Origin of the sequence: Larkinella sp., from assembly GCF_965227735.1 — a bacterium.
Classification (GTDB): Bacteria; Bacteroidota; Bacteroidia; order Cytophagales; family Spirosomataceae; genus Larkinella.
The window spans coordinates 5,826,675-5,840,287 of the sequence record NZ_OZ245776.1 but is presented as its reverse complement, the minus strand read 5'-3'; the positions used below and the strand labels follow the sequence as shown (position 1 = coordinate 5,840,287).

12 protein-coding genes are annotated in these 13,613 nt (G+C 52.6%); 4 read left to right on the top strand and 8 right to left on the bottom strand.

Going from position 1 to position 13,613, the window contains the following annotated elements:
• Window positions 1-8 precede the first annotated feature (8 nt).
• The 4 genes from ACO064_RS22855 to ACO064_RS22840 all read right to left on the bottom strand — a co-directional run bounded on the left by ACO064_RS22855 (window position 9) and on the right by ACO064_RS22840 (window position 3,240).
• Entirely contained in the window at window positions 9-893 is an 885-nt protein-coding gene (locus ACO064_RS22855; protein WP_421829530.1) for an NAD kinase, read from the bottom strand.
• A 92-nt stretch (window positions 894-985) separates the two neighbouring features.
• Complete coding sequence (locus ACO064_RS22850) at window positions 986-1,654, bottom strand: CBS domain-containing protein (protein WP_114409423.1); 669 nt, start codon at window positions 1,652-1,654, stop codon at window positions 986-988.
• A 160-nt stretch (window positions 1,655-1,814) separates the two neighbouring features.
• On the bottom strand, window positions 1,815-2,612 hold the full coding sequence (locus ACO064_RS22845) for an alpha/beta fold hydrolase (protein WP_421829529.1): 798 nt from the start codon (window positions 2,610-2,612) through the stop codon (window positions 1,815-1,817).
• 52 nt (window positions 2,613-2,664) lie between these two features.
• Complete coding sequence (locus tag ACO064_RS22840; RefSeq protein ID WP_421829528.1) at window positions 2,665-3,240, bottom strand: anthranilate synthase component II; 576 nt, start codon at window positions 3,238-3,240, stop codon at window positions 2,665-2,667.
• A gap of 80 nt (window positions 3,241-3,320) precedes the next feature.
• Here ACO064_RS22840 and ACO064_RS22835 point away from each other — a divergent pair, with 80 nt between their 5' ends.
• On the top strand, window positions 3,321-4,589 hold the full coding sequence (locus ACO064_RS22835) for an NAD(P)/FAD-dependent oxidoreductase (RefSeq protein WP_421829527.1): 1,269 nt from the start codon (window positions 3,321-3,323) through the stop codon (window positions 4,587-4,589).
• A gap of 35 nt (window positions 4,590-4,624) precedes the next feature.
• Entirely contained in the window at window positions 4,625-5,422 is a 798-nt protein-coding gene (locus ACO064_RS22830; protein WP_421829526.1) for a hypothetical protein, read from the top strand.
• A 34-nt stretch (window positions 5,423-5,456) separates the two neighbouring features.
• Here ACO064_RS22830 and ACO064_RS22825 read toward each other — a convergent pair whose 3' ends face one another.
• From ACO064_RS22825 to ACO064_RS22810, 4 genes are all read right to left on the bottom strand, one after another.
• Window positions 5,457-7,199, bottom strand: coding sequence for a S8 family serine peptidase (locus tag ACO064_RS22825; RefSeq protein ID WP_421829525.1), 1,743 nt, complete (start codon window positions 7,197-7,199; stop codon window positions 5,457-5,459).
• Between the two features lie 57 nt (window positions 7,200-7,256).
• Window positions 7,257-7,871: a hypothetical protein gene (locus ACO064_RS22820; protein WP_421829524.1), complete on the bottom strand. Its 615-nt coding sequence runs from the start codon at window positions 7,869-7,871 to the stop codon at window positions 7,257-7,259.
• A 73-nt stretch (window positions 7,872-7,944) separates the two neighbouring features.
• On the bottom strand, window positions 7,945-9,345 hold the full coding sequence (locus ACO064_RS22815; RefSeq protein ID WP_421829523.1) for a hypothetical protein: 1,401 nt from the start codon (window positions 9,343-9,345) through the stop codon (window positions 7,945-7,947).
• Between the two features lie 38 nt (window positions 9,346-9,383).
• On the bottom strand, window positions 9,384-10,811 hold the full coding sequence (locus tag ACO064_RS22810; protein WP_421829522.1) for a kelch repeat-containing protein: 1,428 nt from the start codon (window positions 10,809-10,811) through the stop codon (window positions 9,384-9,386).
• A gap of 194 nt (window positions 10,812-11,005) precedes the next feature.
• Here ACO064_RS22810 and ACO064_RS22805 point away from each other — a divergent pair, with 194 nt between their 5' ends.
• On the top strand, window positions 11,006-12,421 hold the full coding sequence (locus ACO064_RS22805) for a histidine kinase (protein WP_421829521.1): 1,416 nt from the start codon (window positions 11,006-11,008) through the stop codon (window positions 12,419-12,421).
• A 54-nt stretch (window positions 12,422-12,475) separates the two neighbouring features.
• Window positions 12,476-13,423, top strand: a complete 948-nt coding sequence (locus ACO064_RS22800; RefSeq protein WP_421829520.1) for an esterase-like activity of phytase family protein — start codon at window positions 12,476-12,478, stop codon at window positions 13,421-13,423.
• Window positions 13,424-13,613 lie beyond the last annotated feature (190 nt).

The following is a 13,613-nucleotide window of genomic DNA, read 5'->3' as shown; positions in this document are numbered from 1 at the left end:
TTAATGGTCTAATTTCGAATATCCCAGCCCCAGCTCAGCTTGTTCCGCAGGGTATTCAGAAAACTGTCGTCGCTCATCTTGACCAGTTTGGCCGCAAACTTTTCTTTCCGGACGCTCAAACGGGTACCGGTGTTGATGGTACGAAACCGGGAGTCTACTGAAACCAGAAACGTGTTGCTGCGGCTTTCCACTTCAAATGACAATTGCGCTGAATCCGGCACCACCATCGGCCGGACGTTCAGGTTGTGCGGGCTGATGGGCGTCACGATGAAGTTGCTGTTGTGTGGCAGCAGCAGCGGCCCTCCGCAACTCAGCGAATACCCGGTCGAGCCCGTGGCCGTTGAAATGATCAGGCCATCGGCCCAGTAGGAATTCAGGAACTCACCGTTGAGGTAGGTGTGAACGGTGATCATCGATGACGTTTCGGTTTTGGTAATGGTCACGTCATTGAGACCGAACGGAACCCCGTCGAAGAGGTCTTCGTCCGACTGGAGATTCACCAGCGTCCGTTCATCGAGCCGGTAGTCGCCGATCGACAGGGCCTGCAGCAGTCTTGGCAACGATTCCGGATTTTCGGGCGAAATGGTGGTCAGAAAACCAAGTCGGCCAATGTTGATGCCCACAATCGGAATACCGCGCGGCCCGGCATGGGTGAGCACTTCGAGCAACGTTCCGTCACCGCCGAGGCTAAACGCAAAATCGGCGTCGAAAATGTTGAGGTACGACGTATACGTTAAAGTAGAATGGTGAGCGATACCGGCAGAATCCAGGAACGAACGGTAGATTTCAGAGAGTTGCACTTCTATTTGCCGCCGGGCCAGCTCATCGAACATGGATTGGATGAACGGAGTCGCCAGGTCGACAAAATTGCGTCCGTGAATAGCAATTTTCATAAAAATCGTCAGTCAGTTCGTCAGTCAGATTTGCAAAGATGAGAGAAAAGTCCAAGAATCTGCTATCGACTGCCGACGGATTGCCGGATGAATTACGAATCCAGGTACCGGAGCAACAGATCGAGTCGTCCCTGATCGATGGATTCAATGGGAGTATTGGCAAAAGCCGCTTCGATGGAATAGCCAAAGCGTTCGAGTGTGGCTACAACCGGCGTAATGTCTTTGCGATTGAGTTTGAGTGTGAGCCGCGATTTATCGGGCATCCCGTAAGCTGCCCCTGCAAAATAGCTGCTGATGATCCGGACGTTGTTCGACTCGACCAGCCGACTGATTTCGGCCATCGAATAATCGCGTTCGTTGATGGAGAGAATCAGAATGGCTCCTGCTTCCTGAACGCCCAGCAATTGCGCAAACTGTTTGAGGAGTTCAATAGCCGAAACCGTACCGACAAACTCCTGTTCGTCGTTCACCACCGCAATCACCTGCAGCCGGTGTTCGGTAATTAAACTCAGGAGTTCGTAGAGGTGCTGGGATTCATGGACCGACAGGTGTTCGAAAAGCCGCATGACCTCACTCAACTGGTGGGTATCATCCGGCACATCCATCAGCAGGTCTTCATTGACGAGGCCCTTATACTGGCCCTGATCGACAATGGCTAACTGACCAACACGGTGTTCCTGCATCCAGTCGAGGGCCTGCCCAACGGTATCCGTCGGCTTCAGGGCCGGTATCATCGGGTCTATCAGTTCGGAGGCCAGCATCGGTGTCGGTTGTTTACTACTCTGTACCTGTTTATTGTCCAAAAACATCCGGAAAATTCCTGGAAGATATTTCCGGTATCGTGTAACTGGAACAGTATAGTTGAAAACTAAGAAATTTCCGTTAGAGTTTCAAAATCTTTTCGGAAATTTCTTAATTCCATCAGGCAATGGTGAGATCGCTCTGCCGGCTGGTGGCATTCAGGGGTTGTCGGATGAGCCAATCGGTCAGCAGCGTATTGAAACGATCCGGATGTTCCATCATGGGCGCATGACAACATTTATCAACAAAGTGCAATTCTGAGTTGGGAATCAGGCGATTGAATTCGTGGGCCACTTCCGGTGGGGTGATGGTGTCGTTCAGCCCCCAGATCAACAGCGTGGGAATGGTAATATGCTGGATTTCCTTCGCCACATTGTTGCGTTGGGCCGACTTGGCAATGGCCACAATCCGCAGGCATTTCGGAATGCTGTTGGTAATTTCGAAGACTTCGTCGATCAGCTCCTTCGTGGCCACTTTCGGGTCGTAGAACGTGTAAGCAACCCGTTCGGCGATGTAATCGTAGCTGCCCCGTTTCGGGTAAGAACCGCCCATCGAGTTTTCGAACAACCCGGAGCTGCCCGTCAACACGAGCCGTTTCACCATTTCCGGGTGTTTCAGCGTGTACAACAGCCCGACGTGACCGCCCAGGGAGTTGCCCAGCAACGTCAGATTGTCCAAATCTTTAAAGGCCAGAAAGTCTTCAATGAACTTCACAAGTCCTTCCAGTCCGGCTTCCCGGATGGGCATTTCATAAATGGGCATCACCGGAATTACCACCCGATACCGGTCAGCGAAGGTGTTGATTACACCGTCCCAGTTGCTTAAAGCGCCGAATAATCCATGAAGTAAAAGCAATACGTCGCCTTGTCCTTCATCAATGTAACGGAAGTTACCTTCTTTCCGAACACGATAGTTCATAGCGGTCTTGGTTTTGTCGTAGAAAAATTGGAAAAATACAACGAAAAGGTCACTATTTAGTTGTTTTCACAAAGGTAATCCAATTTTTTAAAATTGCTAATCCGTACTGCGTCAATGCCGCTTCGGGATGAAACTGAATGCCCCAAAGGGGCAGATTATGGTGCCGAAATGCCATGTTTTCGCCTTCAATCGTAGCCGCCAGTTCGGTCAGTTCGGCGGGCAGATCCACCAGCACCAGCGAATGATACCGGGTTACCCTGAACTCGTCCGGCAAATTAGCTAGCAAAGCATCCCCGGACGATTTCCGGATCACCGACAGTTTTCCGTGCATCGGTTTGGCCGCCCTGACCAGCCGGGCGCCATAATAGTCGCCCAGTGCCTGATGACCTAAACAAACCCCCAGCATCGGGAGTTGCTCGTGGTAGTGTTCGATCACGTTTAACAGACAACCCGCCTGCCGGGGTGTTCCGGGGCCGGGCGACAACACCACGCCGTCGTACGGTTCCGCCGTGATTTCGTCCAGCGACGCCGTATTGCGCACCACCCGACACGTCGCCCCCGCCTGTTTCAGGTAGTCGACGAGCATGTAGGTGAAAGAGTCGATGTTGTCCAGTACGAGTAAATGCATGGAGATGAGAAACTAACAGTACAAAAGTAATCATCCTATCCGGTAAGCTGTATTTTTGTAAAAAAACGAACTGAATTCTGATGCAGTCCAAATCCTCCGTAGTCATTGTGGGTGCAGGCATGGCCGGCCTGACCTGCGCCGTTTACCTCCGCCGGGCCGGTATCGAGGCCACCGTACTGGAAGCCTCCGACGGCGTCGGTGGCCGCATCCGGACGGATGTTGTCGACGGTTTTCGGCTCGACCGGGGTTTTCAAATCCTGCTGACCGCCTATCCCGAAGCGCAACGCCTGCTGGATTACGGTGCGCTGAAGCTACAGACGTTTCGTTCCGGTGCGCTGATTCATCGGCCCGCGGGCGGCTGGATTCCGTTCATCAATCCACTGCGCGAACCGTCGGGTCTGTTCCAGACGCTGGCTTCCGATGCAGGAACCTTCAGTGATAAACTGCGGATTGTCGAACTGATGCGGTACGTATCGGGGATCTCGACCGGGGCTTTTTTTCAGCAGGAAGCCACCGACACCGAAACGTTTCTGGAGGATTTCGGATTTTCGGAACAGATCATCAACCGGTTTTTCCGGCCCTTTTTCGGTGGTATTTTTCTGGAAGATGCGCTGGCCACGTCGAGCAATTTCTTCCAGTTCTGTTTCAAAAATTTTTATTCGGGTGATGCGGCCCTGCCAGCCGCCGGCATGGAAGCCATTCCGCAGCAACTGGCCGGGCGATTAAATCCGGCTCAGATCCGGCTGAATGCGCCGGTGCGGCAAATCCGGGATTCTACGCTCACGCTGGAAACCGGTGAAAGCCTTCAGGCTGACACCATTGTGTTGGCCGTCGATGCATCAGCCGCCAACCGCCTGCTGGGCCTTGAAAACCCGGTGCGCCTATTTAACGCCACCACCAATACCTATTTTACGGCCCCGCAGTCGCCCAAAGCAAAACTGTCCGGTGCTGAAAAACTGCTGTTATTGAATGAAAACCGCCAGTCGGCCATTCATAACATCGCCATTCTGAACGACGTGGCTCCCGCCTACGCCCCCGACGGCCAGGCGTTGATTTCAGTCAGTACGCACGGACTGGACGTGGTGAACGAAAAAGCCCTGGCCGAACGGATTCAGAAAGAGTTGGTCGGCTGGTTTGGTCAGGAGGTCGACCAATGGCGGTGGCTGAAAACCTACCATCTTCCGGAAGCCCTCCCAACCTATTATCCGGGAACGCAGCACGTTCCGCTGAAACGCGCGGAAAATTTGTACCAGTGCGGGGATCAAACCGCCTACCCCTCGCTCAATGCCGCGATGCAAACCGGGCGGAAAGTAGCCGAGCTGATCATGGCCCATGAAACCGTTGAATAGGCACCGGTTTACGGTATACCCTAAAACAGATTTTAATGCGTTGGTTTGTCCGCTTCCTGGTGTTTCTGCTGATTTTGCCACTGGCTTATTTCGCAACCTTTCCGCAGATTTTCCGCTGTCAACTTCTGGAATATAGTTCTGACTTTCAGAAGCTTACTACCACAGTATGGATCGACGCCAGCACCCCGGAACGCCAGCGGATTTATCTACTTTTTGAAATCAATGAAGCGAAGAAGCGGCTGGAACAGTTGTGGAACAGTCCGGCGAAAGGCCGGGCCACGGTTATTTTCTGCCAATCGCCCGAGCAATACCAGCAGTATTGCCACGATGGCGAAGGCGCGGGTTGCAGCCTCGGAACGCCCTGGGGCGAATCGTGGATCATCATCAATCCGTATGGCCGCAACCCCGATGTGCTGGCCCACGAGATGTGCCACGACGAGTTGTTTACTCGCTTAGGCTGGCTAAAAACCCAACGCCAGATTCCGCAGTGGTTCAACGAGGGGCTGGCGCTGTTGATCGATCAGCGGTTTACGACGGCCACCGACAGCCTGCGTCGCCACGACGAATTCGAGGATCACTGGGAGGAGCAATCGCACGGGCAGCAGGTGGTTTTGAAGCTGACCGAACTTGAATCGCTGACCGATTTTTTTTCGGGAAATTCCAACCGGGTCATGCTGGCGTATATGACCGCCGGTCGGGAAGTGTCACGCTGGCTGGCGGTGGTGGGCCGCAATGGATTGACGAAACTGGTCGACCAGCTTAAAGCCGGCAACGATTTTGAGACGGTCTACCAACGGCTGGAGCGGGAAGCAAAAACCGGGAAGGGAAGTTGAGCGCCCCGAACGTTTCGGGGCGCTCGTAGACCGTTTAACCCTTTTCGATCACTTGCGCAGCTTTCCGAATGGTTTCAACCCCAATCGCCCGCAGAGAACTTGCCTCATCGCCGGTAAATGTTTCGGCCAGTTGAATCAGTGACATTCCTTTCTGAATCTCGGTAAATGGCCCTACCCAGGGATCAACCTTGATTGGCAAACCGCCCGGAAATCTACCCGGAATCAACCAGCCCGGGCCATCGAAACCGATCTGACCAATAATTTGCCAGGCAAATGCGAGCATACGCTTCATCCGTTCCATGTCAGCCAATGCTTCTCTGAAGCTTGGACTGTATTCAACTGGAAAGTTGACCAGATGATAGGTTTCAGCAATCTTTTTAAGATCCGGCATGACCCCGATCCGGTCGACCGGCGGGTCCACAGAACGTGTGTTGAGGCTGGGATTTGACAAGATCCCCCGCAGTTCTGCCGGTGTGAACACCCCTTCCGGACGAAAGGCTTTCGCCAAACCCTGAACAACAGCCGCAGCACCCGCGACAATAGCCGTAGCACCGGACGTTCCCCCAAAACTGGTGTTGTATCCTCCTGGATTCGATTGATTTATTGGATCGCCCGGTGTGTAAATCTTTTCCCCCCAGGCGTAGCAATCAATTCGATTCCCGTAGTTCGATCGCGCTAATCGACGGTGCGAGTCTCCAGAAGTAGAAGCGGCTACTAAGATTGCTCCAGAGTCGCGGATGCTTCGATTGTAGATTCGATTACCTCGTTCGTCTTCATAAATGTCAAGGTTTAAGCCTGCACCAGATACCTCATCAATACCATAGTCAGCATATTGACCAGCCGCAGAGATTACACAGATATTCCGGCTTATTAAATGACTAATAGTTTCAAAAACCATAGGTTCCGATTCGACAGGAACATAGTGGTGATACCGACCCCAGTCCGAATACCTGAACAAAGCTTTTGTAATCACTATGATACTCCCTGGCCTGTTCATACACCAATTACTAGCAGCGGCTAGTGCTCCGTAATACATAGAACCATACGAAGTTTCTGTTCCCGCTACTCCATACAGTGCATTGGGCGAAATACCAACTCCACCAACCTCATTATCAGTAGCTGCCATAATTCCCAATGCACCTGTCCCATGAGCCAAAGCCTGATAAACAGCAGGAGCGCCCACTGACGGTATCTGGGTAATTCCGTTTGTTGTTCGGTATAGATCCTGATGAGTTAACAACCAGCCGGTGTCAATATGCGCGACCCTGATTCCCGTTCCGTCGCCCTGCAACAATCGTTGCGCAAACCGGGCGTCAATGCCCTTTGGTGCCGCATCAAGGTACTCCTGCTGCCCGGAAGAAGGGTTTCGGTCAAACGGGTTCGGGTCAGCCGGAACCCAGATTCCTTCCCGGTAGGCTGTTTCAACGATTTCCCAGGTTAAGAGGGTTTTGATCAACTCTTCTAAATCGGATTCATGAGGTACATCAACATAGAAGTAGTTAAAAAAGCCTGGAACCGGCTCCGACGGTTTTTGAATCCGAGCCACGTCAATCAGATCACGGTAGCACTTTTCGGTTTCGGGATCAAAAATCTTTTTGAGGCTAACGCCGGGGATCTTTTTCTGAAGAACATCCCAGTGGCCTATTTTTTGTGACAGTAATGCTTTCTCGGCACCGTCTTGATACGGCAATTTAACGCTCGCATCGAATTTGATAATGACCCGTGGCTGGTGCTTTTTTAGCAGTTCTTCCAGCAGGGGAGGAATAGTTTGTGGCATGGTATGGCGGATTAAAAATGAGTATCGTTTTTCAATTCGAGCCTGGCGGCCAACCGCTCAATACGTCGTCACCTTCTTCGCCAGTTGGTCGCCGTCTTCCCAGATGCGCGCCTGATTGATCGGAATCAGCCTGGTGTTCTTGTCGTCGCCGGTTTTCTGGGTCATCGTTAAGCCGATTTGAAAATTCAGAATACCGTCCGGACCGATTTCGCCCGATACCACGTCCAGTGCCTTGAACGAAATACCGGAATCCGTACCCGCTGTCTCCAGAAAAAGCGTGAACTTATTACCCGATCCGGCTAGCAAAGCCCCTTTGCCCGTACCCGTTTCCGATCCTGAAGCGTTTTTGTAATCGACCTGAACCACATCGCCCTGCTGCTGATAAAACCGGTATTTGTAATTGCCGATCACCCGCCCCTTTTGGAAATTATCCTTGTCACTATACTGACTCAACAATCGGTACGGACTTACTTCAAAAACACCCTCAATGTTGGGCGGCTGTGACCCCTGGTTGATAACCAACCCCTTGGTTTTTAAATCGTCCAGTGTTGCCTGTGGAACGATGTTTTGAATCTTGGCCGAAAGACCGCTGGTGGGTTCATTGTCTTTTTTGCAGCCGACAACCAGACTGATCAACAGAGCGATGTGTAGAAAATGCAAACAAATTTTCATGTTTTTATTGGTTTAAAAATGTGCACCAGGCTGGCGTAAAATCCGTAACATCTTACGCCAGCCTGGTGCCCACTTAAGGTTTGAATTCGAAAAACTTTTTAACGGCGGTACTGGTACCATTCCGGCTTAACTTACCGCCCCCCACAAAGGCGCGCCCACCAGCAACGCCCACATTGATGTCGGAATAGGTGCTCAGATTGTCGCCACCAATGTCACTGATAAAAAGCTTGATAGGCGTCGTCGACCATTCGTTTCGGTCAAGATCATAAACCGGCATTTGCCCATCGGATCGGTTGGTGGACGTCCGGTGTGGTGTAAGCAGCGCATAGGCTTTGTTATTCAGGACGGCAAACTGCTCATAGTCACTTAGGGTGCCTTGATTCTTCGCTTTTTCGGTCCATTTGGCCGTTTTCGGGTCGAATTCATACAAACCATACGTACTGGTTGATGCAACCAGTCCAACCGCAACGTAGATTTTGTCATTGGCAACAAACCCGCCCTTTGTGTAGTATTTGAAATCGCCCGACACATTCTTCAGCGGGAATTCAACTTGCCTGGTTATCTTATTCAGTTTAACATCCAGCTCCGTGATGGCATTCACCTGATCTCCCCCAAATGTGTATAGTTTTCCGTCGACAGCAAATGTTCCGGGCCCAGCCAACGTCGATACGGTTCCCAAGGGCTGAATGCGTGAACTGAAGGTCTTTGTCCAAACATTGGTGGCCGGGTCATAAACACAGATGTATTGTCCAAATCCCCCGGTAGAGGTAAGCTCGGTAACCGTATAAATTTTGCCATCAATGACACCAATTCGGCTGTAAGGCAGGTATGAACTTCCCTCGATAAACGGAAAGGCAGCCCTTTCAACCCATCGATTTGCCGTCAACTCATATTCATATACTTTATAGCCATTTCCAATGGCATTATCGGCGGCAAACAGGCGATTTCCAACTGTAAGAAATTTGATGGCAAAGGTGCTGGTAAACGGTAGCTCACCCAATGGCGTAAACACCGTTTTAGCGGCAGATGCCTGAACGGCTTCCGTTTTGAATTCCACCTTCATACTGATCTGCCCGACTTTGTTCACTGCAAAAAAGTAAACCGTATACGCCGTATTGGGCAGCAGGTTGGTCAGTTTGGCAGTAACCGTGAGCGGAAACGGGCCGCTCGTAGCCCCCAGGCTCACTTGTTTGGATTCCTTTCCGGTTTCGGCATAGGTATAACCGTGCTGCGTGATGGCTTCCCCGCCGTTACTCCCCAGAACCGCCGACACCTGCGCCGAGGTACTGGCAATGCCGGTGATGGTCGGGGCGGTTTTGACAACCGGGATGGTGGCCGCCCCCGTCACCGAGGTGTTGCTGCCGGGGGGGGTGGTGCCGCCGGGCGTAGCTGGATCGGGTTCCGATTTTTTGCAATGGAGCAAGGCTATCGCCAGGCTTGTGAAAATCACAAGCGAAAAAAGACGCGTTCTCATGGAGGAATCAGTTAGATGGAATGGTCAGAATCAGTCGCTTATTTTTTCACAAACTCATAGAGTTTCCCCATTTCCTCCTTATCGCAGGCCGTTAGATTGGATACGTCTTTGGTGTTGCTAATCACCGCAAAAATCCGTTCACCAACGTGCACGATATTCAGACTGCTTCTCGGATAAGCATCGCAGGCTTTAGGGTATGGCAACAGATTGGTAAGCTGGGGCGTCACCTTCAGGGGGTCCAGCGTGAGGACAATGGGCATCACGCCATCCCGGTATTGCTGTCCCGTCCAGGTGTTGTACTCCACGATTCGATCGCTACTGAATCCGAGCGACTTTGAACTGCCACCCGCACCGAGGTAATCCCGGGTAGATGCGGTTGTCCATTTGTCCGTCGCCGGATCATACGAGAGCGTCGAAATCGGCTGACCGGTTTCAGAAGCCCCAATGACCAGCCCTTTACCATTTATACTGGCACCAATCGAACCGCCCGATAAAGGACCAGTCAGATCGGCTTTCTGCGACCACTTGTCGGACGAAATCGTGTATTCCCACACCTTCTTGACAAAACCGGTCGAACTGCTGTGTCCGGCAAAATACGCCTTGTCGCCAATCACAAAAGCCGCCGTTCCACCGGGGTCGAAACCCGCTGGCAAAGCCCCTTTGACCGACCATTTGTTCGCTGCCGGGTCAAACTCATGGACGTTGGCTTTCACATCATACGGCGTTGGGCCAACCCCAGCCGGGAAAAAGATCTTTCCGTTAGCAACCAGCGGTCGAATGGGCGGGAAGAAAATGGCCGATTGCGTAAAAGCGGTTTTGGCTTTTTCGGTCCAGCGGTTGCCCGCCGGATCGTATTCCCAGGCGTCGTAAAACCGTTGTGTAGCACTGTAGCCCCCTAACAGGTAAACCTTGTCGTTCACGGCTACCAACCAGAAATCATTGCGCGGATCGGCGGGAAATTTGGCCCGTTCAACCCAGGTCCCGCTCAGTTCTCCGGGCACGGATGTGGTAGCAGCCGCCGTCTTCACCTGGGCCACGGTTCCGTAACCGGTTCCTTTGTCGTTGGTGGCATAGGCACGCAGGTAGTAGGTCGTGTTGGCTTCCAGGCCGGTTAGCTTGCCGGTGATCGTCAGCGGAAACGGCCCGCTGGTGGCTCCCAGTTCGGTTTTGCTGTCGGCGGTGGTGGGCGTCTGGCTGGTTTTGCTGTAGACAAAACCGTGCTGGCTAATGGCCGACCCGCCGTTGCCACTGATCACCCCCGATGCCGTGGCTGAGGTCGATGCCACAGCAGACGTGGTGGGTGCGGTGGCCGTGTTGACCAGGGGCGCGGTGCTGGTGCCCGTCACCGATGTCCCGCTGACGGGGGGCGTGGTGCTGCCGGGGGTGACGGGGTCGGTGCTTTTCTTACACTGAAACAGAGTAAAAATGACTACGACAAAAAGTGTGAGGTAAAGAACTTGTTTCATGGCCGGGATACAGGCGGAAGCCGTCGTTTGTTAGAACCAGCCCAAAGGTAGGCTCACCCGAAACGCCCGTCAATCCCATGATCATGTGACGGGACAAACCCCTGGTGATTACGTAGAAATACGCATTTTTGTAAACGGTAGCAAAATAATACCCTGTCCTGTGTAGTTTGTAGAATCGACTGACCCTACCCCGCATGAACCGTTCCCCCGACTACCCAACCCTGCGTATTTTTCTGGATGGCATGTTGTGCATGATGCTGGTCTACACCCTGATTTCGTATGTCTGGCACCGGAAGCGGCTTCATTTTCTCTATAGTGCCTACATCATCAGCCTGTTGAGCTACTTCCATCTCAACGACTTATGTCATTTTTACATCGACACCCATGCCCCGGATGACCTGACCAACCGGGCATTGCTGGCCGAAAGCGTCGTTCAATGCTTTTCTTTCATCATTTATGGCCGTTTTGCCATTGCACTAATGGATCTGCGGACAAACGATCGGGTGAGCGTTCGGCTGATCAACGCAATTGCCGCCCTGGCCCTGTTGCTGATTGTCTTCGATTCCATCAAATTTCTGACGGGTACAACGGATGGCCCATTCCAGCGGGCATTCTATATCGCAAGCCGGTATTTTGTCTGTTTTTGTGCCCTGGCGACCGTTCCCCGCATTCTCCGGTTGCGAAATCAGGTGGTATCATTTTTCATTACCGGCACCCTGTTCTACGTTTCGGGGGCGCTCCTGGGCCTGGTCATGCACCAGTTTGGCTGGGACAGCCGCCAGCCCGATGCGCCGTTTACTTTTCCGATGATTCCGATGGAGATTGGCGTTGTGCTGGAAACCATTTGCATTACCGTTGGCATTTCATTGCTAAACCGGCAAACCGAGCGGGAAAAAATTCAATTCCAGGCTCAACTTATTGAACAATTGCAGGAAAATGAACGCAAACAGCAGCAACTTCAACGGATTCGCGACGACATCGCCCGCGACCTGCACGACGAAATTGGCTCCGACCTCAGCGGCATCAGCATCCTGAGTGGCGTGGCCATCCGACAACTCGACCACCAGCCCGAAAAAGTACGGACGGCCCTGACCATCATTGGCGAGACCGCTCAGAACGTCATGTCGGCCATGCGGGAAATCATCTGGAGCCTGAACTCTGCCCAGGATTCGATGGAGCAGTTGAGCCTGCGTCTGAAAGAAACCGCCTACAATCTGTTTGAACATACGCCCGTAGACCTGGAAATAACGTTTCAGAAGAACCTCCCGGCGGGTTTGCTCGCCACCCAGCACCGGCGCGATTTTTTCCTGATCTACAAGGAAATTCTGCACAACATCGTCCGGCACGCCCACGCCCACACGGTTACGATCAATCTGACGGTGGCCCAGGAAACCCTCGGGCTGGTGATCCGCGACAATGGCGTGGGTTTTAACCCGGCCTCGCTACGCACCGGCAGCGGTTTGACCAACATGCACCAGCGCATGGCCCGACTGGGTGGCGAAATCGATATCCGCTCGCAGCCCGGTGAAGGCACAACAATCACCGTTCGTTGCCCGGTTCCGACGTCCCAGGCCGAAGTCGTCGCACCCCGCCCTCCCATAATCATGTGAGGACGGGCGGTTTTTGTATTTTGTCTTTTGACACCGCGCACCGTACTTTGCTTTATGAAAAACCTCCTGGGCATTGTCTTCGGTCTTGTCTGCACGCTTTCGGCCCAAAGCCAAACGCTAACTTTTGCTTTTAAAGACTACCTGACACTGCCCCGCAGTCGCAACCTCCACAATATTTCCGGAATAGAATACATTTCGGGGCGACAGGAATGGCAGTTGGCCGAAGACCGGGGAGCCTATCACCTTTTCAAAACCATTCATCAGCTTTCCGACTGGGTTTGCGAGCCTGATTCGAGCTTTCAAACGGGTCTTTTCCTCGAAGCCGTGCGGTATGATCCGGCCCTGGATACCTATTTTTTTGCCGTCGAAAATGACCGGGAATCCTACGTCGGTTTTAAACGGCATTCGCTTCCACAGCCGGGCGATTCCCTCCAGCGACTGGCCTTGCCCCACGCCATGCCCATTCCCAAAAAAAACAAAGGCATCGAGGGATTGGCCGTAACTCCTCAGTATCTGTGGGTTGCGCCCGAAGCCGGTTCGCGGGAAGAAGCCCGGACTGATAATCCGCTGATTCATTTTTACCGGTATAAAAAAAGCAACGGCTCAGTGGTCTTCGACGCCGAGTTCAGTTACGAGATCGACCGGAATGTCTGCCCGAGCGACTCCAACGAAGCCCTCGGCGGGGTGTCGGAAATTATTTCCGTTCCGGGTGACGAAACCCGGCTACTGGTGCTGGAACGCTGTTACGAAAAAACTACGAAGGCTGTCACGGTGAAACTCTATGAAGCGCAGGTGGACGAAACGCATCGGCAACTCGTCAAGCGGAAAGAAAAACCGGCTTTCGATTTCAACGGGCGGAACGGTTTTCGACCCGACAACCTGGAGAGCATGGCCTGGGGCGAGGACGTCGATGGCCGAAAAATTCTGGTGTTGATGTCCGACGACAATACCGGCAAAAACCAGTGGACCCAGGTTGTTTTGCTCGAAATGCAGCCCAACTGACTTTTTAGTAAGCGGCATCAAGTTCTCCTCCATTTCCGCCACCCTAACGGGCCCTAAAACCCGCTTACCCTCAGTGGTTTAGCCGTATGCCTACGTCTATTAGAGCCAGAAAGCCCACCATTATTTATTTGTTACCACTGTGGAAAAAGCAGTAAATTGTTTGGACTTTTTAGCAAACGGTTCTATTTTT

Coding starts and splice junctions, on each gene's coding strand:
- ACO064_RS22855 (WP_421829530.1), bottom strand. CDS start 893: ATGAAAATTGCTATTCACGGACGCAATTTTGTCGACCTGGCGACTCCG.
- ACO064_RS22850 (WP_114409423.1), bottom strand. CDS start 1,654: ATGCTGGCCTCCGAACTGATAGACCCGATGATACCGGCCCTGAAGCCG.
- ACO064_RS22845 (WP_421829529.1), bottom strand. CDS start 2,612: ATGAACTATCGTGTTCGGAAAGAAGGTAACTTCCGTTACATTGATGAA.
- ACO064_RS22840 (WP_421829528.1), bottom strand. CDS start 3,240: ATGCATTTACTCGTACTGGACAACATCGACTCTTTCACCTACATGCTC.
- ACO064_RS22835 (WP_421829527.1), top strand. CDS start 3,321: ATGCAGTCCAAATCCTCCGTAGTCATTGTGGGTGCAGGCATGGCCGGC.
- ACO064_RS22830 (WP_421829526.1), top strand. CDS start 4,625: ATGCGTTGGTTTGTCCGCTTCCTGGTGTTTCTGCTGATTTTGCCACTG.
- ACO064_RS22825 (WP_421829525.1), bottom strand. CDS start 7,199: ATGCCACAAACTATTCCTCCCCTGCTGGAAGAACTGCTAAAAAAGCAC.
- ACO064_RS22820 (WP_421829524.1), bottom strand. CDS start 7,871: ATGAAAATTTGTTTGCATTTTCTACACATCGCTCTGTTGATCAGTCTG.
- ACO064_RS22815 (WP_421829523.1), bottom strand. CDS start 9,345: ATGAGAACGCGTCTTTTTTCGCTTGTGATTTTCACAAGCCTGGCGATA.
- ACO064_RS22810 (WP_421829522.1), bottom strand. CDS start 10,811: ATGAAACAAGTTCTTTACCTCACACTTTTTGTCGTAGTCATTTTTACT.
- ACO064_RS22805 (WP_421829521.1), top strand. CDS start 11,006: ATGAACCGTTCCCCCGACTACCCAACCCTGCGTATTTTTCTGGATGGC.
- ACO064_RS22800 (WP_421829520.1), top strand. CDS start 12,476: ATGAAAAACCTCCTGGGCATTGTCTTCGGTCTTGTCTGCACGCTTTCG.